Genomic DNA, 23,062 nt, shown 5'->3' with positions numbered 1-23,062 from the left:
AGGTAAGAAACAGCTCTTACTATTTTGTCATGGCAATAGCTTTTAATTCAGCCGGCATTTTTTCAATGGCATATCGCAGAGAAGTTCTTGGCATTGTGGCCTTTTTACTTACAACATAATCAAATACCTCTTTCTGATGAGCCTGACTGGCCGATTTGAGCATCCATCCATAGCCTTTTTGTACCATATCATCTTTGTCTGAATGCAAAATATCCGCTATCTCGAAAATATCAGTAAGGAATTTCCCTTTTCGTGCCGGTACAATCAGCGACACTGCAGAGGCACGCTTCATCCAGCGGTTTTCTGATTTTGCCCATCTTTTCAATCCTGACAAATAGGAGGGGTACATTACAATAAAATCTCCAACAGTGTGGTTGCAGAATGTATCGCACGATGCCCAGTTATTAATATATTTATTCACCCATTTTTCAAATATCTCAAAATCAGTATGTTCATATAGTTTATGTACATAATATGACCAGTTACAGGCAATAAATGATTCTTCTATCATACCGGATTTCCATAATTCTTCACATAGCCGGAATACACTTGATTTGCTTTTATCTGATAAATTTTTGAAATGCTCCCTGCCGATACTGGTCACTGTGGCAGTTCTTATTCCATATAGCCTGACATTTTCTTTAAAGAACCTTTCACCGGAAATTCTCGTTTTTTCATCAGCATTCTGTTTCAGCTCAGATCTCAGGTTCTCAATAATTTTATTCATGATTAGCAATCTTTTTGATAATTTAGCATCTTCATATTTAACAAATATACACCATCATGAAAACATTTTATAAAATTCTTAGTTTAATGGTTATGATTATAATAAGCAATAATGCGTGCAAGAATACTTCACAGCCTGCTATTGAAGCTGTTGATGATTTTAAATACTTTGTTGAGCAGTTCGATGATATAAGAGTATTGAAATACAAACTGCCTGCTTTTGAATCACTTACTCTTCAGCAGAAAGAATATGTTTTTTATCTGAGTCAGGCTGCATTGGCAGGACGGGATATGCTATGGGATCAGAACTTCCGGTATAACCTGAAGATACGAAAGACTCTGGAAGCAATTATTGATGGATATAACGGCGATAAAGAATCTTCTGATTATAAGGCTTTTATTGTCTATTCAAAGAAAGTATTCTTTGCAAATGGTATTCATCATCATTATTCAAGCGATAAGTTTAAGCCAGGTTTTTCTAAGGAATTCTTTGCAAGCCTTGTTAATGGTGCCAATCAGGAATTATTGCCTCTTTATGAGGGCGAGACAAGTGAAAAACTTATAGCTGAGCTTACTCCGGTACTTTTTGATGAGAATCTGTTTCCCCGGAAAGTTGAACAGAGGGAAGGAAAAGATATGGTTGCAGAATCAGCGACTAATTTTTATGAAGGCGTTACACAGAAAGAAGTAGAGGAATTCTATGCCAAGAAAGTTGTACCCAATGATCCAAGGCCTGTTTCTCTTGGACTGAACTCAAAAGTTGTTAAGACAAATGGAAAAGTAACTGAAGAGGTCTATAAATCCGGAGGCAAGTATGGTTCTGCAATCGATAATATTATTGTATGGCTCGAAAAGGCTATTACAGTTGCTGAAAATGAAATGCAGAAAAAGGAGCTAGGGTTGCTTATCGATTATTATAGGTCAGGAGACCTGAAAAAATGGGATGAGTATAATGTAGCCTGGGCTAATAACAGCGATCAGATGGTTGACTATATCAATGGATTCATAGAAACTTATGAAGATCCCATGGGTATGAAAGCTACCTGGGAAGCAATTGTTGATTACACAGATATTGAAGCAACCAAACGCACAAAAATTATAACAGAAAATGCTCAGTGGTTTGAAGATAACTCTCCTATACAGCCTCAGTACAGGAAGGAAAAGGTAACAGGGGTTGCTGCAAAAGTTATAAATATAGCAATGTTAGGAGGTGATTGTTATCCCGCTTCACCACTTGGTATTAATCTTCCTAATGCTGACTGGATTAGAAAAGAGGTTGGTTCAAAGTCGGTTACACTTGCAAATATTACTAACGCTTATGATGTTGCATCTCAGGGCAACGGTTTCCTCGAGGAATTTGCATTCGATCAGACTGAAGTTGACAGGATTAAGAAATATGGAACAATTGGTGATGCCTTGCATACTGACCTTCATGAATGTGTGGGACACGCCAGTGGCAAGCTCGCTGATGGTACCGATCCAAATGCTCTTAAAAATTATGCATCACCTCTCGAAGAAGCCCGCGCAGATCTTTTTGCTCTCTACTATATGATGGATAAGAAAGTAGTTGAACTTGGTCTGCTCCCAAATGAAGATGCAGCCAAAGCAGCTTATGACTCTTACCTGAGAAACGGACTGTTGACTCAGATAGTGAGAATTAAACCCGGAAAAGATATTGAGCAGGCTCATATGCGCTGCAGGTCAGCAATTTCGCATTGGGTTTATGAAAAAGGAAAAGCAGAGAATGTAGTGGAATTTGTTTCGCGCGATGGTAAGACCTATGCAAAGATAAATGATTACAAGAAAGTGCAGAATCTGTTTGGAGAGCTTCTGAAAGAGATCCAGCGTGTCAAATCAGAAGGAGACTTTGAAGCAGGTAAAAAAATAATTGAGGACTTCGGAGTTAAGATAAATCAATCCCTGCATACCGAAATTCTTGAACGATATGCAAAACTTAACCTGGCTCCGTATACCGGATTTGTTAATCCAATGTTGTCTGCAGTGTATGACCCGAATGGAAAAATTATTGATGTAATCGTTGAATATACAGATGATTACCTTGGTCAGATGATGTATTATGGAAAAAATTATTCCTTCCTTCCGGTTAAAAACTGATGTCAAATGATCAAAAAAATTTATCTGTTCTGTTTGTTCATTGTTTTACCTGTTTTATTATCAGCACAACTAACGGATGCATTTCAATGGATGAAATATGAATTGGATTTTTCCAGTACAGTAAATTATGAAAATCCGGTTCAGGATCTGAAACAGATGGAGGTAAATTTTAAATCTCCGACAGGCAGAATTAAAACTATAAATGCTTTTTGGGACGGTGGTGCAAAATGGAAAGCAAGGTTAATGCCTGATGAGACTGGTCTGTGGACATTTGAAACTAAATGTTCGGATCCAAAAAACTCAGGACTTAGCAATCAGAAAGGATCTTTTTTATGTAAAGAAAATTCTGGAGTACATGAAATTTTTAAACGTGGCTCAATAATTAGTCCGGCCGGCAGGTATTTCCTAACCTATTCTGATGGTACTCCCTTTTTCTACATGGCATGTACTGCATGGAACGGGGCATTAAAGTCAACAAAAGATGAGTGGGATCAGTACCTGAAACAACGCGTTGAAAACAATTACAATGTAATTCAGCTTGTTACAACACAATGGAGAGGTTGTGATAAAAGCAGTGAAGGGCTGGTCGCATTTGAAGGAAGTGGTAGAATCAGGGTTAATCCGGAATTTTTCAGATTGATAGATGAAAGAATCGACAGGATTAATGAATTTGGATTGGTTGCCGCACCGGTTATTCTGTGGGCTTTACAAAACGGGAGCGGAAGGGAATTAAGTCCGGGTTACTATCTTCCCGATGATCAGGCTATTTTGCTGGCGAAATATATTGTTGCCAGATATGGTGGTAATCAGGTAGTCTGGTTGCTGGGAGGAGATGGAATTTATACCGGGACTTATGAACAACGATGGAAAACAATAGGAAGAGCTGTATTTGATGGAACACATCAGGGTGTTGTAGCACAACATCCCTGCGGGAGATCCTGGATAGGTGAGGTATATAAGGATGAGCCCTGGCTTGACATTATCGGATACCAGAGCAGTCATAGTAACGCTGAGGGAACTGTTAACTGGATAACAAAAGGACCGATGAGCACAATGTGGTCACAGCTTCCTGCCAGACCTCTGATTAACCTCGAACCAAATTATGAGCAGATAGGATTTCGAATAACAGACAAAGATGTTCGAAATGCAGGTTACTGGAGTCTGTTTGCGACGCCAATTGCCGGATTGACATATGGCGCTAACGGGATCTGGCCATGGCTGAGGGAAGGCGAGAAAATATTGAATCATGCTGATGCTCCTGGTACTTCAACCTGGGACGTAAGTGTGAATTTTCCGGGTTCAATTCAGATGGGCTATCTTATAGAGTTCATAAAGAAGTTTGAATGGTGGGATTTGTACCCGGCTCAGGATTTGTTGACAGAACAGCCGGGAGATAAGGTTTTTAATCATTTTGTTTCTGTTGTAAAATCAACTGATAATAAAGTAATTATCGCCTATCTGCCTGTGAAGCAGACAATTAATTTGCGCAAACCGGTTGCTGTTTCATATAGAGTAAAGTGGTTCGACCCGGTTAAGAATAGTTATTCTGACGGAAAATTATCTGATGATGGTAGAATTATCACAATCACTTCTCCCACTGATGCCGATATGTTACTAATTCTGGATGCGAACTAAACTTCCTGCATAGTGCCCCGTGCCCCGTTCCCTGTGCGCTGTGCCTTTACTTCATGTTCATCCAGAATCTTTCTTCAGATTTTCTCAGGTCTTTCCTCTTCTTTCTTTCCAGCAGCAGGAAGTAGATCGTTCGCAATGTTCCAAATATCAAAATTCCGAAAAGAAGATATTTGAAAACTCCTGATACATCACTTCCCGTTGTCTGAGCAATACCTGCCGTATTCGTTGTTAAACCTTTTTCTGAACCCACATCGATAGCAAAGATATTCTTAATGAAGAAGAGTGAGAAGAATGCCAAAAGGCCTGATATGACAGGTGTTGCCAGCCATCCGACAGCAATCTCACCGAGTATCCTGAAATTGATGTTTTGTGCACCTTTGTAAAGGCCTATACCGAGTACACATCCTACAACAACCTGGGAGCTTGAGACCGGCACCATAGGGATAGGAGGGAGACCTATTCTTACAAACAGGTTGGAAAGGCTGCTGGAGGAGAATATAAACAAAACGAGAGATTCCGCCAGAACAACAACCAGTGCTGCTTCAGATGATAATTCAACTATGTTACCTCCAATAGTCTCCATAACTTTCCTAGAGTAGGTAAGAATGCCGATGGCAATTGCTATACCTCCGATTAAAAATAACTGCTGATTGGAATTCAGGCTGAAAATGCCAAAGTCAAGTTCCTGGAGGTTAAAGGCTGGTATAAAAACTCCCATTACGTTGGCTATATTATTGGCACCCAGACTGTATGCCCCGAAAGCACCAACAATGATGAGACCCGTCTTGATATATGATTCAAATCTTATCAGATGTATTTTAGCTGACCTTTTAAACTTCTTAACAAGAATATATAGCAATACAGCAAAAACTGCTCCGATAACTGGTCCTGAAATCCATGTAATTACTATCTGCGACAGAGTTTTGGTGTCTGTGGAGTTTCCGGTGAAGAAATTCCAGCCTATAATAGCTCCGACAATAGCCTGTGTGGTAGAAACGGGAAGTGCAAATTTGGTCATCATATAAACAGTCACAGCTGCTGCCAGGGCAACAGTAAAAGAACCGCCAATAGCGTTAACAGCACCAAGTTTGCCCAGTGTATCTGATGCACCTGCTCCCTGGATGACTGCTCCCAGTATTACAAAAACTGATGCAATTATTGCAGCTCTTCTGAATGAGATCATCTTTGAGCCTACAGCAGAACCAAATACATTTGATGCGTCGTTGGCACCGAGTGACCATCCGAGAAACAGACCGCTTACTAAAAAGAGCAGGATCATATATTCAACATATATTTTTAGTTCTACATTCTATTAAATGGTGCTTGGTGCTTGGTACCAGGTCCTAGGTAACCAGCACCCAGTACCCAGTACCCAGTACCCAGTACCCAGTACCTACATTACGATCTTTATTGCCATTGCCGATAACAGATCAGCTGCTTTCTGTGCGAGATCAGATATTTTCTCAATATGATGTATTATGTATCTGAGGTGTGCTTTCTGTGCCAGTTCAAGTTCCGGCATCTGATGGAATATCTGTTTTTTCAGGTCAAAGGCAACTTTATCAGTCTCTGATTCAAAGTAATAAACCTTAAGAAGTTTCTCCCTTACTGTATATGGAGTTTTAAAATATGCACGGGCTGCAGGGACAAGTTCTTCCCCGGCACTTGCTGAGACCTCTGCCAGGTTAATAAAATCATTTCTCAGTTTCTCAGGTATTTCGGGTATCTCTATATCGAACTCATAAAGGGTGCTTTTTACTCCATCAATTATTTCATCAATCTGCTCGATCAATTGGACTACATCTCCTCTGTGCTGTGGCAGAATAGAATGAGTTATCATGTCATTTTCTATCTCACGCTGGAGTCTGTCTGCATTCTTCTCAAGTGAATCAGCCTTATGTAGATGTCTTGCAAATGAAGTCATATCATTTTTCAGATATGCTTTTACTGCTTCTTTGAATACAAGAAGACTTAAATCGATGTTGTCAAAAAAATCATCTAACTTGATTATGAGGTTCTTGGTAGTTCTTGTAAATACTGGCATATTCTGAAGTTGTAGGTTCCTGTAACAAATATATAAAAAATGAAATCCATTAACCACAAAGTACACAAAGGCTTTACACAAAGAACACATAGGATATATGACATATGACTTTGTGACCTTAGTGTTCCTTTGTGGTTAAAAAGATGTTTCCTTTTCAGAATTCTATAATCTTTTCGACTTTAAAGCTTCTTAGGTATTGCTTTAGTATCACCTGAATATCGTGATTGTCAGGAGAAATTTTAATGCACTCGTGCAGAGCGGAAAGACCGAATCCCATCTCATTTATATTAAAGTAGCCCCATCCCGAATACTTTCCGTTTACAATCTTAACTGCACATCTTTCTTCATCATCGCGCCCTTTGTCGATTATAAAGAAGTTACGTCTTGAAAAAATAAATTCGTCTGTTACCTTCGAAGCCCTTTCATTATACTCTTCGGCAGACTCTCTGTCGCAGCAGGCACCTCTGCAAATGCCAACCTGAAAATGAAAGCACGGTCCTTCAGTGTCATACAAACCGGCTAACTTCTGGCAAAGAACCAGCGATTCAACAAGCGATGTCAGTTTTGATTTGGCCTTCTCTTTTGATGTGAAAACAGAAATAGGGATATCTTCCTTATTAAGCTGTCCGTATCGGTAATTTATGTAGCCTTTCTCATCGGTGAAACTGAATATGCCCCACTGAAACCCGCTTCTCCTTTGCGCTCTGTTATATACAGGCTTGTTCAGCTTAATCTCAGATGATTCCTTAAGCAGTGCGATAAGTTCACTTCCTGTTGGTTCCCACGAAATGTCTGCAATCTGATCTCTCATCTCCATGGCTTTGCTGGTAGTATTATTGGATAGGTGAGTGCTTATTCTTTGCTGCAGATTCCGGCTTTTTCCAATATAGATCAGATCTCCTTTTTCATTGTAAAAATAATAAACGCCCGGATCCTCAGGTATAGTTTCAATTTTAGCCGGATCAAGTGCGGGATGAAGTTTGGAGAGTTTCTTGTTCTTCATAAGAGCAGCCTTGCTTCCATTGATTTCCCTGTCTCTCTTCATGAGTATTTCGAAAAGCTTAACAGTAGCAAGTGCATCTCCCGAAGCCCTGTGGCGGCCATTAATTGAAATGCGCAGGTCTTTGCAGATATTGCCAAGGCTATATGATTTGTGTCCGGGAAGAAGCTTCCGGCTGAGGGCTACTGTGTCAAGAAGGCTCCTTTTATAATTAAAGCCCAGAGACTTAAACTCTTCGCGTATGAATGAATAATCGAAACGTGCATTATGAGCTACAAAAGTCCTGCCCTCGGTAAGTTCAACAATCTGTCTGGCTATCTCATAAAAACGGGGAGCATCCTCAACCATTTCATTTGTGATGCCGGTAAGATTTGTTATAAAGTATGGTATATTCCTCTCTGGATTGACAAGAGTTGAATATTCTCCTGTAATTTTTGTGCCATCGTGCTGATAAATAGCTATTTCGGTGATTTTTTCAATCCTTGCGCTTCCTCCTGTGGTCTCGATATCAATTATCGCATACATTGGCTGAAATAGAGTGTCGGTTACCGGTTACGAATATAATCAGAAATGGGGCAGATTGCCCGATTGTTTGTATTTTTGTTCACTCACTTTATATACATTGACATGCGTGAATGTTCCGGAAAATATTTCATTCTGAACGGAGAACTCCAGCCGGCAGAATTGTTCGATAGCACAATGGTTTATGAAGGTGAATCTATTTATGAAGTTATCAGGCTTATGAAAGGAAGCCCTCTTTTCTTTGCTGATCATATGGAGAGGCTTATTTCGAGTGTCAGAAACCAGAATAATCTGATGCTTGCTGACATACCGGTAATTGCCACAAGTATATTAAAACTTACGCATTCACTTAAAGATAAAGATGTAAATATCAAGATAGTGTTCAATTATAAAAACAGTTCTTCTGACTGGCTTGTATACTTTATTGAGTCTTCATATCCTTCTGTAATCCAATATAATAATGGTGTTAAAGGTATTTTGTTCAGGGCTGAAAGGAAAGACCCTGATTCCAAGGTAATCAATCATAAACTCAGGCTTGAGATCAATAGCAGGCTTAGTAAAGATGGCGCATATGAGGCATTACTTGTCAATGCTGATAACCTGATAACTGAGGGAAGCCGGTCGAATGTTTTTTTTGTTAAGGATGATACTCTTGTAACTGCTCCTGATGACCTGATACTAAGGGGTATAACACGCAAAAAAATCCTTGAAATATGCAATGAGAATAACATCATTGTCAGATTTGAATGTGTACATGCGAATTCTCTTTCCGGTTATGATGCAGCTTTTATTACCGGAACATCGCCTATGGTACTTCCATATTGCTGCATTGATGAAGTGGTTTTTAATGTAAAATTGCCTGTAATGGAGAAACTGCGAAGACTTTATATTCAGAAAGCTGAAGAATCTATAAAGCATTTCAGACCAGAATATTGAGTCGCGCCGAACAGACTCAAAGATAAATTAGTATATTTGTAGCCTAATTAAATCAAACCACAACTGTATGGCAAGTGTAAGAAGTCTTAAAAAAGATATTGATTATCTGATTTTTGAAGTTATTTCTGATTGTTTCGCATTTTCAAGCATTCATCCCGACGATAAATCAGATGAATTATCGGCTATTATTACAGACGCTGTTAATTTCAGAAATGATCTTATTGCACGTGTTAATAATCCTGATGGTAAGGACAATCCAAAGATTGTAAAGGCTTATTATAAGGCAGTTGAAAAAGACCTCATCACAGGTGTTGATAAGCTATTTGACAGGCTTAGTGCTTTGTCGAAGAAGAAATAGTAAAGTTTCTGTATATCAGGTTTCCGCATTTACTGCATCTCCCATATTTATCGAGATTCATCTGTCTTGTTGAATATCCGGAGCGGTGGGTAACAGTCTCTCCGCATTTTGGACAGACAGTGTCTTGGCCTTTTTCTGAAAGGTTATTCCCGATATAAACAAAATCAAGTTTTGACGATGCTATTTTCTGAAGCCGTATAAGTGTATCTTCGGAGGTCGAGGGATTCTCTCTTTTGTACGTTGGAAAATATTTACTAAGATGAAGCGGGACATCTTTTCCCAGTTCACCTGCTATCCATTCAGCCTGCTTCACCATTTCCTTCTCTGAATCGTTCTCATCAGGAATAACAAGAGTTGTTATCTCAAGGTGCCTTCCCGATTTTACAATCTGCTTAAGGCTGCTCTTAACAGGTTCTAATTCAGTACCTGTTAGTTTCCTGTAGAAGCTGTTTTTAAACGCTTTCAGGTCAATATTAAAAGCATCAATAAAACCTGTCATTTCAGAAAGAGGTTTGCTGTTAATATATCCGTTACTGACCATTACTGTGGAAAGTCCTGATTTCTTAACGATTTCAGATACATCCCTGACATACTCGAACCATATCACCGGCTCATTGTAAGTGAATGCAATCCCGATATTGTTTTCAGTATCCACTGCCTCTTTTGCCAGATACTCAGGCTCTATTTTGTGACTACCAGTAATCTGAATATTCTGCGATATGTGGAAGTTCTGGCAGAAATCACATCTCATATTACAGCCATAAGATCCGACAGATAATATTTTATGTCCGGGGTAAAAATGATACAGAGGTTTCTTCTCTATTGGATCCGATGCTATACCCGAAACGATGCCATATGTTGTTAGTTCTATCTTTTCGCCAGTGTTCTTCCTCACTCCGCAAATTCCTGCCTTGCCTGAATTTAATTTGCAAAAATGCGGACAAAGCTGACATTCAATATAGTTTTCATATTTCAGTGATAGTTCTGTCATTGGTATCTATCTGATTGTATCTTCACCTCGCACCTCGCACCTCGTACCTCGAACCATTTTTAAATTAATCCAAAGGTATGATTTTCCCGGAACCTGTTTGCTCCGTAACTTTAACAGCAGGTTTTCCGTGATAATAAATATTCCCCGATCCCCATATCGATGCAGTAATGTTATCAGAGGCACTTAAATATATATCACCCACTGACCCGTTAAGAGCTTCTACATTCCTGCATTTCAGGTTCTCAGCAAAAATACTGCTTCCATACCTGTTGAACAGTACGGCGGAGTTAGCATAGCCGCTTATATATGAATACCCAAGAGTATTGGCAGAGTTTACAATCAGAAAATAGTCGCAGTCAACAACAAGTCTAGCTTCAGCTATTTCACCTATTCCTGCATATATAAATCTGTCTGTCCTGATTGTATCGTTATTGGAAATGTAAACAGGATCGTTGGTAACCAGATGCTCTATGTTGGTGAAATGAATTGTCAGTGTATTCTTATCCGGATTAACCGACATTCTTTTATGATCATCAATAACTAATGTATCGTTTCTAACAACTGCTGTTATTGAATTGACATCCTTTTTACCATTGATTACCAGTTTGTTAGTTGAGTCCTGTATCAGAACAATATCATATATGCCGGATATATCTGCGGCATTAAAATCACCAAGCTGAATTACCCTGGTTTCCTCATCGTCATTGAAAAATAACTTCTGACATGAGACTAGCAGAAGCATTAAAAAAACATATGTAAACAATCTCTTCATTTTTCACTTTTCACTTTTCACTTTTCACTTTGCCCTTTGCCCTGTGCCCTTTGCCCTGTGCCCTGCGCCCTCCGCCCTCCGCCCTGCGCCCTTACCATGTATACCCAACGCCCCACAAAAAGCAATCAGCTTTCGCCCAGTGTGATTTAATTGATATATTACCTGATATGTGGTCTGTTATCAGATACTGAACTGAAAGCTTGTTATAAACCGATGTAAGAACTTTATGTTTTGAATAGACATAATGTCCAATCTGAATACCACCAAGCAGACGATTATAACGTACTGCATATGAGGTGTGAAGACCAATCCTAACCAGATCAGAGAAATCACTCCCGGTCTTACCAAATTCAAGAGTGCGGGCCTCATCTATTGATCCGTCATATGAAAATTCTGTACCCAGACCAAGTCTTCTTTTCTGATTAAGTACTTTTTCAATGTTGTACGAAACAGATGTTACAAAATATCTGGTTCCAAGGAGATTATCATATACTTTCGTACCTGCAGAATAGATAATAGACTGCACTATTCGTTTATCAACAGCAGGAACCTCAGTGTCATTTCTGTTTTTTACCGAAGAGCTGTTAATCAGATAATTATAGCCAACTGAAATTGTGCCGGCATTAATGCCATAGTTCGGCGACCTTGTTTTTCCGTTAGAGAAGTGAGTTGCTCCGATTTCCAGAACGAGCTCTGAAACTGGGTTTATCTTTATTTTAGAGTCTATTCCGAGACGCATATAAATATTGTAATGAGAGCCAATTGCTCGATTGAGGTGATTTTCAACCGGGTCGAATACTCTTGTCAGGTATGCCCCTCCTGCTGAGATCTGGTAATTCAAAGAAAACTTCTCATTCTTCTTTAACAATGGAATATTTATGAAACCATAGACAGAATGTGCACTGCCAAGTATCTGGTTGTTTCCCAGATTCCAGTAAGAATAGCCAAAACCTGGTCTTGGGTACCGGTATAGTTTATCCCAGTATTCGTTACCTGATGACGGAAACCCAAATGAGAGATCAAATGCATAAATATCATCCTGAATAAGATACGACAGTGCCTCGTAAAAAGGAAGGATCATACCTGTATGGATCTTTGGTTCGATGATAAAAGGTCTCTTCACCGATTGTGCTTTCCCTGAAAGTCCTGAGGCAATAATTAATATAATCAGTATCCTGTTTTTCACATTATGCAACTTGAAAACAAAGATAGAGTATTACCTGAAGTAATTAAAAATTGGAAATTTATTCTATTTTTGATTGTGATTGATTTTCTGGATTCGGAATCAGGTTCCCATTAATAAGCATTAAGATGAAAAAAGAGATTAAAAAATCCTGCTTGATAGCGAATGTTTTTTTATTAATTGTTTTCAGCTCTTGTATTTTATCTGCCCAACCCGCTGAAGGTTGGAAAGCATCTAAGGAGACTGTAGAAAGGTTATCCAAACCAGGTGTTGAATTCAACTATTATGAGGAAAAGGTGCCTGCTTATACTTTGCCTGATATACTTACATCTTCTGATGGTAAAAAGATTTCATCTAAAAAGGAATGGGATCAGGTGAGGAGAAATGAGATCCTTGAGCTTTTCCGGACAAATGTATTTGGCCGTGTTCCTGAAACACCTTATCAGAAAAGTTTTAAAGTCATTAATACCGATCGAAATGCAATGAATGGCACTGCTACTCTTAAGCAGGTTGAAATACTTATATCCTCATCCGGAAAAGAACTTGTGATTCATCTTACACTATTTACACCTAATAATTCAAAGAAACCTTCTCCGGCATTTCTTCTTATCAATAACAGGGGACCAGCTAATACAGATCCGCTCAGGAAAGAGAAGAGTGAGTTCTGGCCTGCCGAAGAAGCTATCGGCAGGGGATATGCAATGGCTGTATTTAATAATTCTGATGTCGATCCGGATGACTTTGATGAATTTAAAAACGGAATACATGCATTGTTAGATAAGAATCCCCGTCCGGACGATGCCTGGGGTACCATAGCTGCCTGGGCATGGGGCGCAAGCCGGTGTATGGATTACCTTGTTACGGATAAAGATATTGATGCAGGGAAAGTTGCTGTGGTTGGACATTCACGCGGAGGTAAAACTGCATTATGGGCAGGAGCAGAGGATCAACGTTTCGCGATGGTTGTCTCAAATGAGTCAGGCTGCGGAGGAGCTGCACTGGCCCGTCGTAAATATGGTGAGACGGTAGCCAGAATCAATACAGCATTCCCGCACTGGTTCTGTACTAACTATAAGAAATTCAGTAATAATGAATCATCACTTCCTGTTGATATGCATATGCTGCTGGCTCTTACTGCTCCCAGGGCTTTGTATGTGGATTGCGCAAGCGATGATCTCTGGGGCGATCCGCGAGGGTCATATCTTGCTTTGTATCATGCTGCTCCGGTATTTAATCTGCTTGGAACAAACTCTCAGATACCAGAGTCGATGCCACTCCTTAATAAACAAGTAGTCAGCGGTAAGGTAGGTTTCCACATCAGAGATGGTGTTCATAATATGCTGTTAAAAGACTGGAACTGGTTTATGGATTTTGCAGAAATTGTAATGAAATAATTCTCTATGATAAACAACGATCTTAATATCAGAATCGATTTTGATCAAATGAAATCCGAATTTCTCAGGATTCTCTTAAAAGTTGGATTTACTGATCAGAAAGCAGTAGAATGCGCTGATATTTTTACAGTTAATAGCCTGGAAGGTGTCTATTCGCATGGGGTAAACAGGTTTGGCCGGTTTATTAAAAATGTCCGCGAGGGTTTTGTTAAACCTGATGCTGTACCTTCTCTAGTGCACAGTGCAGGTTCCCTCGAACAATGGAATGGTAATCTCGGACCAGGTCCTTTGAACGCAGTATTTGCCACCGACAGGGCAATAAGTATTGCTGATGCGAATGGATTGGGTCTGGTGGCTCTGGCAAATACTAATCACTGGATGAGAGCAGGTTACTATGGATGGAGGGCTGCGAGAAAAGGGTATGTACTGATAAGCTGGACAAATACTTGTCCGAATATGCCTGCATGGGGTGCAAAGGATCCGCGACTGGGAAACAATCCTTTTATGTTTGCAATACCCTATAAGAATGAGGCAATAGTACTCGACTTTGCCATGACTCAGTTTTCGTATGGAAAAATGGAGACATACAGAAATAACGAAATGAAATTACCTTACCCCGGAGGATTCAATAAACAAGGAGAACTCACCTCCGAACCGGGGGAGATATTAAAATCATGGCGTCCTGTTCCAATTGGCTACTGGAAGGGATCCGGACTTTCACTTCTCCTCGATATTTTTGCAGCAGTGCTTTCAGGTGGCCAGGCTACACACAAAGTAAAAGATTGTGAATCAGAACATGGTGTCTCACAGATCTTTATCGCAGTGTCGTTAGAGAAACTCTCTAATTATCAGTATATAGAGAATACAATAAATGAGATTATTACAGATTTGGTGCATTCTGATCCGGAGAGTGATAAATCATCAATCCGATACCCCGGAGAATCGGTTGTAAAATACCGGAAAGAAAATCTTGCAAACGGAATACCCGTAAATAAGGTTATCTGGGAAAAGATTCTTGCTCTTTAGACCTTTGTGCCATTGAGCCATTGAGCCTTTGCGCCTTTACGCCTTTACGCCTTTTTTCATATCTTTTCCTCTATTACTTCCAATGTTATATGTTTTAATTCTGCGAGTTCAATTATTTCGTCAAGTATTATCTCATTCTGATCATGAAAAGTAGTACCGAACCTAAGGATAACTCTTTTTTTTGATTTGATATGAAATATAATGTTAAGCGGATAAATGTCAATTTTCTCAATATCTGAAATTTTGATTTCCATTGCAGGCAAAACAACATTCTTCTTGAGCATTATTGATTCAGATCCAATTTCAATAAATCTCACAGTGCGACCAAGACCTGCCCATGTCTGATAAAATCCGAATAGGCCCAGGAAGATTATTGTAATCCAAAGAGTACTATCCGTCTTTAATGCTGTGATATTGAAGTATATCCAGAATGCCGCAATTATCAGACAAACAAACCCGAAAATAATCCTTATGATTTTTATAATGCGGCTGTCTTCTGCTGTTCCAAGGAGAAAATACTTTTTATCCATCCTGATTTATTTGTGGCAATGTATTGCTTTTTTTATTTGAATCCAAAACAGATTAGTCATATACTTATTCCAATATTCTTTCGTCAGTCTGTTTTTTTATTATAATTTTAGAGTTACTAAATGGTGATGAACCGAGTTTTGAAAACAGAGCTAAAACCTTATCCATGAACCGAAAAATCTTAGTGGTAATCCTGATATTTCTTATCTTTTTCGCTATCTCTTTCCTGACAAATATCCTTGGAGCAATTAATCCTAATGTCAGCGATAGTTATTTGTTAAGCGGCACGATGACCGGGATGCTTCCTTTCTCTTTCTTTATCGCATATGCTTTAATGTCAATTCCTTCGGGGATGATTATCCAAAAGTATTCCGAAAAGAAATGCCTTATCGCTGCCTGGATTCTGGCCTTTTCAGGAGCATTATTGTTTACTATTGTTCCGGTATTTCCTGTTTTCCTATGTTCTCTTTTCCTTATCGGTAGCGGCATGGCTCTCCTGCAGGTAGCACTCTACCCCTTATTAAGAGTCTCAGGCGGTGAAGAACATTTTGCATTTAATTCCGTGATTGCTCAACTTGTTTTCGGAGCTGCTTCATTTTTAAGTCCTTTTGTATATTCTTATCTGGTCTCAAATCTTAATTCTCCGGAATTAAGCCAGGGAGGCTTTATAAAATTAGTTTCATTATTTACTCCTGACAGCCTGCCATGGGTCTCTATCTATCTGATCTTTGCTTCAATAAGTTTGTTAATGGTGGTAATAATATCCTCTGTAAAGTTCCCTGCTGTTATACGAAAGGAAGATGAAATAGTGGGCGCCTGGAAAACACATGTTGAGCTTTTCAAATTGAGAACAGTAATACTTTTTTTCTTTGGAATATTTGCATATGTTGGTGTTGAACAGGGAATTGCTAACTGGATTTCAGAGTTTTTAAGGACCTACCATGGCATCAAACCTGAAACCGGAGGCGCGGCTACAGTAGGCCTTTTCTGGGGGATGATGACTATTGGGTGTATCCTCGGACTCGTTTTACTTAAAGTATTGGATAGCAAAGTAGTCCTGAGAATATTCACAGCATCAGCCTTAATCATCCTTACTTTCACTTTGTTCGGAAAAGTTGAATTTGCTCTTTTTGGTTTTCCTGCATTGGGATTTTGTCTTTCAGTGATGTATGCTATTATATTTTCACTGGCACTTAACAGCATTTCAAAATATCACGGATCATTTGCAGGAATATTATGTACAGCTATTGCTGGCGGTGCCATCTTTTCTTTACTTATTGGAAAACTGAAGGATATGATAGGATTACAGGCCGGAATGATGATATTATATCTTCCGCTCGCTTACATTCTTAGTATAAGCTTTTGGGCAAAACCCCTGGTACAGAATGCGACATTAAAAAAGAAAACAAATTCCTGATTTAATCTACATAAAATGAAAACAAGTATCAATTTTCTGATCGCAGTCTTGTTTCTGTCAGTTGCCTCATGCAAAACTGTGAAGGAACAAGAATCGCCGGAATGGCGACAGTTATTTAACGGTAAAGACCTTACTGGCTGGAAGCATGCCGGTCCGGGATTTATGTCTGTTGAAAATGGCTTATTAAGAGGAAATGGGGGCATGGGTTTGTTGTATTGGGAGGGTGAAAAGTTTGGAAATTGTATGATTAAGATCGTTTTCAAAATGGAGAAAACAAACAGCAATTCAGGTGTTTTCATAAGGGTGCCTGTTGAACCGCGTGAAGAATGGATGCCCATTCACTACGGCTATGAAGTTCAGATTGATAATATGCCTGAGCTTTCTGATGAAGATGAATATCATTATACTGGAACGGTATATTCCCTTTCCAGGCCATTGGCCAAACCCGGTAAGCCAGGCCCGGAATGGAATACTATGGAGATCACTCTTGACGGTCCCAGAACAATTGTATTCGTAAATGGAGAGAAAGTCACTGATTACAAAGAAGGAGACCCTGTCCCTGAACGCAAATTTGATTTCGAACCTATTCGCGGACCCCGTCCTGATTCAGGTTACCTTGGAGTCCAGAATCATGGCGAAGCTGATGTTGTATTTTTTAAGGAGATCGCTGTAAAGCCACTTGTAAAAACTTCAAACTAATTTATAAATGATTGTTATTTAATACTTTATAGATATTATATGAAAGCAATTAACCTAAGGACAAAGGAAAATGGCGGAATTTCACGACGCAGTTTTATGAAATCTGCTGCCTCAGGAGCTGCTGCACTTACAATACTTCCAAATTTCACAGTTAGCGGATTGGGACATGTTGCTCCGAGTGATAAACTTTTAATTGCTGCAGTAGGATGCGGGGGTGAAGGTGCGGACGATATCCGTCACTATAGCATTGCTCCAAAGAAAAATGCTGAAATCGCATTCCTGTGCGATGTTGATGACAGACAGGCTGCTCCGAGGATTAAGGAGTACCCAAAAGCAAAGTTCTATCACGACTGGCGTGAAATGTTTGATAAGGAGAGTAAGAATTTTGATGCTGTTTCTGTTGCAATACCCGATCATAATCATGCGATAGTGGGCTTGAGTGCAATGCAGCTTAAAAAGCACCTCTATCTGCAGAAACCATTGACTCACGATATCTATGAAGCCAGAATTCTTACACAGGCATCAGAGAAGTATAAGGTAGTTACCCAGATGGGTGACCAGGGTGCTTCATGCGATGGTATGCGCACATTAAGAGAATGGATTGAAGCTGATATTCTGGGCGACATTCAGAAGGTCTTTTGCTGGACTGACAGGCCGGTTTGGCCACAGGGAATCTCCTGGCCTTCTGCCCGTCCCGCTATTCCTCCTGAACTTAAATGGGATCTCTGGCTCGGTACAGCTGATGAAACAGATTATATTGATAATCTTGTTCCTTTCAACTGGAGAGGCTGGTGGAAGTTCGGAACAGGTGCTCTCGGTGATATGGGTTGTCATATAATGGGACCGCCATTCAAGTTGCTGAATCTTGGATACCCTACTGAAGTCTCCTGCAGTGCAAGCACTGTTTACAGCGGTATTTTTATCGAGGGTATTTATCCCGAAAGCGGACCTGTGTCAAGTTCAGTAAGATTTAAATATGAATTAAAGAATGGCAAAAACCTCGATCTCTACTGGATGGACGGAGGTATAACACCAGAGCGTCCATACGAAATCGACCCGGATGTTAATATGAATGATATTATGGGTGATTACCCCGGACTGAATGATTACGAGGGAGCTACATTATTTATAGGTACGAAAGGAAAAGCAGCCTGTGGTTGGGGTGGGAGGAATCCGATTTTATTACCTCTTTCGAAAAACAAGGAAATTAATGTACCCAAAAAGTATCCGCGTGTCGTTGGAGATATGGATGGTCACTGGTGGCAATGGATTGATGCATGTATTGCCGGGTACGGTAATGCAGAAGTCGATTCACCATTTGTAGGATATGCCGGACCGCTTACCGAAACAGTTCTGATGGGTAATCTGTTACTAAGAAGCTTTAACATACAGCAGAAAATAAAAAGAAAAGACCCTGTGTATGGTGAGATGGAAGGTAATGTTTTCCCCGGAAGGTACAAAAGCTTTAAATGGGATGGTGAGAACATGAGAATTACAAATTTTGAGCAGGCTAATCAGTTTGTAAAACGTGAGTACAGAAAAGGCTGGGGAGAAATAAAACTTTAATAATTATCTCGCTAAGTCGCAGAGGCGCAAAGATAAACTTAGCGCCTTAGCGTCTTTGCGGGAAAAAATACTATGAAACAAATTATATATTCTGATTATACCGAACTCTCGGTAAAAACTGCAGAACTGATTGCATCAATAATCCTGAAGAAGCCTGATGCTCTTCTCTGTTTTCCTGCTGGTGAAACATCTGTTGGGACCTTTAAATGCCTTATCGATCTAAATAAAAGCGGTAAGATTAGTTTTAAAAAGTGCAGGATAGTCGGACTGGACGAATGGGCTCACATAGGCGAAATGAAAAGCGAAAATGGCTTCTCATTCATGCGAAAGCATCTTTTTGATCATATAGATTATTCAAAGGAGAATCTCTGCTTTTTCGATGGGGAATCAGCAGATCTGATGAATGAATGTAAAAAAACAGATGATTTCATAAGAAAATATGGTCCGGTTGATATGATGCTGCTGGGAGTTGGTATGAATGGTCATCTGGGATTAAATGAACCAGGAACCTCCTTTAGCCTGAATGCTCATATTGCGCATCTTGATGAAACTACAAAGAGTGTTGGTAAGAAATACTTTTCAGCTAATGTTGAGCTTTCCACGGGAATAACACTAGGCATAAAAGACATAATGGAAGCTAAGACTGTTATTCTGCAGATAAATGGTTCGAGAAAAGCGGAAATAGTAAAAAAGCTGTTCGATAGTGAGGTTTCAAATGCTTTTCCTGCTTCCGTGCTGAAAGAACACAAGAACTCCTTTGTGCTTCTTGACAGTGAGGCTGCAAGATTGTTGTAGATTATTTAATCCCTTTTATATCAGAAGGTTTATTAATCAGGAATATCTCGAGATCAGAATTATTAACTGCAGCAATAAGATACTCCTTCCCTGATATTCTGATTGTAAGGAGTCTTCTTGAATCTCCTTTGATTATTAAGCCGCTTTGAGCAGGCATTAATGCTTTAAATTCCATGCTTTTATTACCAGTTAAGTACCATCCGTAACTGGCATCATATCGTCCTATTGACGGGCTAACCTGGTAGTTGTTCCCGGCCAGTACTATGTCGCGGATACTATCCTGATTGAAGTCCTTTACAATAATGTCGCGAACAGGTGAGAACTGTGCTTCAACAGGTAACTGTCTGATTTGAAATGTTCCATCGCCGTTATTGATAAAAAGACAACTTTCCTGAAGTACTGCTTTCTTTATAACAGACTGGTTAACAGCTTCATTGCCAAAAATATCCCTGATATTTTTCCCTCCAAAATCTGAATAGTTCGTATATTTTTCTCCAACACCGGCAATGTAAGCAGCAAGTTCATCAAGAGAAGCAACCGGGTAGCTGATACCATCTTCATAAGAGCAGATTATCTGATCAATTAATCCGTTATTGTCGAAATCATTAAGATACATTTCTACAGGTTCTTTTACTGACGCCCTGAAAATTGAATTCAATCCCAGGTTACCACCAATAAGATCCAGATCACCGTCCAGATCAATATCTGTTGCCTCAATACAATTCCACCACCCGGAGGTCGCTTCCAGACCAGCTTCTTGAGTTGCATCTGAAAATACCCCATTGTCATTTTTTAGGATGCAGATTTTCATCCATTCACCTGCAAGAATAAGATCAAAATCACCATCTTTATCATAATCCATCCATTCTGAATCAGTTACCATACCGATATTCTTTTGCCCCGGCATTCTGGAAGCAGTAACATCTTTAAAACGACCTTTGCCATCATTTTCAAGCAATAACTGTTCAGGCGGAAGCCCATACGCCCCCGGAACAGATCTCGATCCCACAAACAGATCAATGTCTCCATCAGAGTCAAAGTCTACAGCATTTACACTTGATCCGTTATATGCAGTATATGGCAATGATCCTTTGTCACAGGGTCTAAATCCACCTTTACCGTCATTTATCAGCAGCAGGTCTTCAAGCAGCGGATCTCCCAAAGGATTTTCATTACCACCGCGAACTACATAAAGGTCCTGATCAAGATCTCCATCAGCGTCAAAAAATGCAGCATCCACATCCTCAGTACTGCTTTCAAGTAAGAACTGAGGCACGTTTAAATCTTTAAAACTGCCATCTTTCTTCTGAATAAATATTTTTGCCGGTTCGCCTTTAGCACCCCCTGCAAACAGGTCTTCCAGTCCGTCCCCGTTTACATCTCCAACCGCAAGAGCAGGACCATCTGCAGAAAGTGAGTGGGGGATAAGGATCTCACGTTTAAAATCAACGTATTTATCTTCTTTGTGAACATAATCAATGCCTGGTATCTCTGTCCTGGAAAACAGTTTTATGCCTTCTTTAAGGTTTTCAGTTAAGTAAGCCGGTGGATGTGCATTTTTAATATCCAGTGTTAGAAGCTTATTGGCAGTGACGTTTTTAATTACTTCCCATGACTTGTCGGGCCAGTGTACTTTAATAGAATCAATAACTTCTGATGTTCCAAGCCCGAAATGCAAAACATCGGAGGTTGCTGACAGAAATCCGCGTGTCGGATACTGTTCTGCTATCTGATTCTGTCCGTTGCAATAGACCGATACCCGGGCTCCGATTCCCCTCGTGTTTAATCCTGCTCCCTTAAGTGCAACATTCAGATAATTCTTGCCGGCTACTTTATCCGCATTGTTTCTATAGATAGTAGCATTTTCATTAATATTGTTTATAACAAGATCAAGATCACCGTCATTATCAAGATCCGCATATGTTGAACCATTGGAAAATGAAGCCCTGTTTATTCCCCATTTACCAGCCATATTTGAAAATGTTAGGTTACCGTTGTTTCTAAAGATGTAACTTACATTTGGATGAAGGGGCATTTTTTCGTATAGATCCTTATCTGAAAGATTGCTGTTATCCTTTGTCGGAGAAAACCTGTTACCTCCTGTCAGGAACTTAACATAGTCAAGATCGTTGGCTCTTCTGTAGATCCCGTTTGTAATGAAAAGGTCCTTCCATCCGTCATTATCAACGTCACAAAACAATGGCGACCAGCTCCAGTCAGTAGAAAAAACACCCGACAATCTTCCTATTTCACTAAATATGCCGCCACCAAGGTTCAGCTGAAGCATATTCCTGACGTACTGGTAGTAATATCCAAAATCAAGTTTAATTTCATAGAGTTCATAATCATCCTCACCTCCCGATTGTTTCCTGATTTTTTCCTTATCCGGCAGCATGTCAAGTACCACCACATCGAGAAGGCCATCGTTATTTATGTCTCCTACATCATTTCCCATCGACGATCTGCTTGTATGTGCAAAGGATTCGGTCATTTTTTCGGCAAAAGTGCCATTCCCCTGATTGATATACAGATAGTCATTTTCATGGAAGTCATTTGAAACAAAAATATCAGGAAGGCCATCGTTATTTATATCACAGATATTCACGCCGAGTCCATATCCGATCTGGCTGCTGTAAATTCCTGCTTCCTGAGTAACATCCTTGAAAATCTGTATTCCATCGCTTGCATCATTTCTGAATAATCTGTCACCTGCCAGTGAATCTTTCTCCAAGCGTAAAGAGACAGCACCATAACTTCGTTTTGTATGAACAGAATGATTCAGAAGGTACATATCCAGATCACCATCAAGATCATAATCGAAGAATGCTGCCTGGGTTGAGAAGCCCTGAAAATCAAGTCCATAATCTTTTGCCTTATCAATAAATGTCAGGTTGCCCTGGTTTATGAATAACTGATTTCTGCCAAGTATTCCTTTATAATTTCCAACCTGGCAAACATAAATATCAAGTAATCCATCGCCATTAATATCAGCCATAGTTACACCTGTCTTCCAATTGCCGGTACCTGCAACCCCAGCAGATACAGTGATATCTTCAAACACAAGATTTCCCTTATTCAGGAACAACTTGTTCGGTAATTGATTGGATGTGAAGTATAAGTCAATCAAACCATCATTATTGATATCTCCGGCTGCAACACCTGCTCCGTTATTGAAGTACAGATATTCAATGATATTAAAATCTTCATTTTCAACTAACTGGTTCTTAAAATCAACATTAGTCAGTGAAGGAGATAATATTGAAAATAACTGATCTGGTTCTTCTGCTTCACGGGTGCAGGAAGAAACAAAAAGGATTGCAGTGAGGATGAGTAAGAAATTCTTCATTGATAACTT

General features: G+C 39.6%; 19 protein-coding genes. 10 read left to right on the top strand and 9 right to left on the bottom strand.

The genetic code is table 11. The features are described from left to right. Positions 1 to 19 precede the first annotated feature (19 nt). Entirely contained in the window at positions 20 to 727 is a 708-nt protein-coding gene (locus tag IPJ16_12040) for a DNA alkylation repair protein (protein MBK7627899.1), read from the bottom strand. A 56-nt stretch (positions 728 to 783) separates the two neighbouring features. Here IPJ16_12040 and IPJ16_12035 point away from each other — a divergent pair, with 56 nt between their 5' ends. Further along, a complete protein-coding gene (locus tag IPJ16_12035) occupies positions 784 to 2,841 on the top strand; it encodes a dihydrofolate reductase (GenBank protein MBK7627898.1) in 2,058 nt (685 codons plus the stop codon). Positions 2,842 to 2,847: 6 nt separating this feature from the next. Then, positions 2,848 to 4,476, top strand: coding sequence for a DUF4038 domain-containing protein (locus tag IPJ16_12030; protein ID MBK7627897.1), 1,629 nt, complete (start codon positions 2,848 to 2,850; stop codon positions 4,474 to 4,476). 46 nt (positions 4,477 to 4,522) lie between these two features. Here the strand turns inward: IPJ16_12030 and IPJ16_12025 are convergent, their stop codons facing one another. From IPJ16_12025 to IPJ16_12015, 3 genes are all read right to left on the bottom strand, one after another. Further along, on the bottom strand, positions 4,523 to 5,755 hold the full coding sequence (locus tag IPJ16_12025) for an inorganic phosphate transporter (GenBank protein ID MBK7627896.1): 1,233 nt from the start codon (positions 5,753 to 5,755) through the stop codon (positions 4,523 to 4,525). 114 nt (positions 5,756 to 5,869) lie between these two features. Next, complete coding sequence (locus IPJ16_12020; GenBank protein ID MBK7627895.1) at positions 5,870 to 6,520, bottom strand: DUF47 family protein; 651 nt, start codon at positions 6,518 to 6,520, stop codon at positions 5,870 to 5,872. Positions 6,521 to 6,674: 154 nt separating this feature from the next. Beyond that, positions 6,675 to 8,045, bottom strand: coding sequence for a GIY-YIG nuclease family protein (locus IPJ16_12015; GenBank protein ID MBK7627894.1), 1,371 nt, complete (start codon positions 8,043 to 8,045; stop codon positions 6,675 to 6,677). 102 nt (positions 8,046 to 8,147) lie between these two features. Between IPJ16_12015 and IPJ16_12010 the strand changes: the two genes are divergently transcribed. Next, positions 8,148 to 8,978 (top strand): aminotransferase class IV, encoded by an 831-nt coding sequence (locus IPJ16_12010; GenBank protein MBK7627893.1) that lies wholly within the window; start codon positions 8,148 to 8,150, stop codon positions 8,976 to 8,978. Between the two features lie 67 nt (positions 8,979 to 9,045). After that, entirely contained in the window at positions 9,046 to 9,336 is a 291-nt protein-coding gene (locus IPJ16_12005) for a hypothetical protein (GenBank protein ID MBK7627892.1), read from the top strand. On the opposite strand, the gene amrS is transcribed toward IPJ16_12005, so the two are convergent. From amrS to IPJ16_11990, 3 genes are all read right to left on the bottom strand, one after another. Then, on the bottom strand, positions 9,311 to 10,327 hold the full coding sequence (amrS, locus tag IPJ16_12000; GenBank protein MBK7627891.1) for an AmmeMemoRadiSam system radical SAM enzyme: 1,017 nt from the start codon (positions 10,325 to 10,327) through the stop codon (positions 9,311 to 9,313). The genes IPJ16_12005 and amrS overlap by 26 nt on opposite strands. 64 nt (positions 10,328 to 10,391) lie before the next feature. After that, positions 10,392 to 11,099 (bottom strand): DUF2807 domain-containing protein, encoded by a 708-nt coding sequence (locus IPJ16_11995; protein MBK7627890.1) that lies wholly within the window; start codon positions 11,097 to 11,099, stop codon positions 10,392 to 10,394. Between the two features lie 91 nt (positions 11,100 to 11,190). Beyond that, positions 11,191 to 12,285, bottom strand: a complete 1,095-nt coding sequence (locus tag IPJ16_11990; protein ID MBK7627889.1) for an acyloxyacyl hydrolase — start codon at positions 12,283 to 12,285, stop codon at positions 11,191 to 11,193. A 176-nt stretch (positions 12,286 to 12,461) separates the two neighbouring features. Between IPJ16_11990 and IPJ16_11985 the strand changes: the two genes are divergently transcribed. Both IPJ16_11985 and yiaK read left to right on the top strand, forming a co-directional pair. After that, complete coding sequence (locus tag IPJ16_11985; protein MBK7627888.1) at positions 12,462 to 13,676, top strand: acetylxylan esterase; 1,215 nt, start codon at positions 12,462 to 12,464, stop codon at positions 13,674 to 13,676. A 6-nt stretch (positions 13,677 to 13,682) separates the two neighbouring features. Continuing rightward, the gene (yiaK, locus tag IPJ16_11980; GenBank protein ID MBK7627887.1) at positions 13,683 to 14,702 is read left to right on the top strand and encodes a 3-dehydro-L-gulonate 2-dehydrogenase; all 1,020 of its coding nucleotides are present in this window, start codon (positions 13,683 to 13,685) and stop codon (positions 14,700 to 14,702) included. Between the two features lie 56 nt (positions 14,703 to 14,758). On the opposite strand, the gene IPJ16_11975 is transcribed toward yiaK, so the two are convergent. Next, positions 14,759 to 15,232 carry a hypothetical protein gene (locus IPJ16_11975; protein ID MBK7627886.1) on the bottom strand — a complete coding sequence of 158 codons (474 nt, stop codon included), beginning with the start codon at positions 15,230 to 15,232 and terminating at the stop codon, positions 14,759 to 14,761. A gap of 164 nt (positions 15,233 to 15,396) precedes the next feature. Between IPJ16_11975 and IPJ16_11970 the strand changes: the two genes are divergently transcribed. The 4 genes from IPJ16_11970 to IPJ16_11955 all read left to right on the top strand — a co-directional run bounded on the left by IPJ16_11970 (position 15,397) and on the right by IPJ16_11955 (position 19,707). Continuing rightward, positions 15,397 to 16,647 (top strand): MFS transporter, encoded by a 1,251-nt coding sequence (locus IPJ16_11970; protein MBK7627885.1) that lies wholly within the window; start codon positions 15,397 to 15,399, stop codon positions 16,645 to 16,647. A gap of 15 nt (positions 16,648 to 16,662) precedes the next feature. Beyond that, positions 16,663 to 17,346 carry a DUF1080 domain-containing protein gene (locus tag IPJ16_11965; protein ID MBK7627884.1) on the top strand — a complete coding sequence of 228 codons (684 nt, stop codon included), beginning with the start codon at positions 16,663 to 16,665 and terminating at the stop codon, positions 17,344 to 17,346. 39 nt (positions 17,347 to 17,385) lie between these two features. Further along, a complete protein-coding gene (locus tag IPJ16_11960; protein ID MBK7627883.1) occupies positions 17,386 to 18,912 on the top strand; it encodes a Gfo/Idh/MocA family oxidoreductase in 1,527 nt (508 codons plus the stop codon). Positions 18,913 to 18,984: 72 nt separating this feature from the next. After that, on the top strand, positions 18,985 to 19,707 hold the full coding sequence (locus IPJ16_11955; protein ID MBK7627882.1) for a glucosamine-6-phosphate deaminase: 723 nt from the start codon (positions 18,985 to 18,987) through the stop codon (positions 19,705 to 19,707). Between the two features lies 1 nt (position 19,708). On the opposite strand, the gene IPJ16_11950 is transcribed toward IPJ16_11955, so the two are convergent. Continuing rightward, positions 19,709 to 23,053, bottom strand: a complete 3,345-nt coding sequence (locus IPJ16_11950; protein MBK7627881.1) for a VCBS repeat-containing protein — start codon at positions 23,051 to 23,053, stop codon at positions 19,709 to 19,711. Positions 23,054 to 23,062 lie beyond the last annotated feature (9 nt).

The sequence above is a fragment of the Bacteroidales bacterium genome, assembly GCA_016709865.1.
Classification (GTDB): Bacteria; Bacteroidota; Bacteroidia; order Bacteroidales; family VadinHA17; genus LD21.
This window is presented reverse-complemented; position numbering and strand designations above follow the sequence as displayed.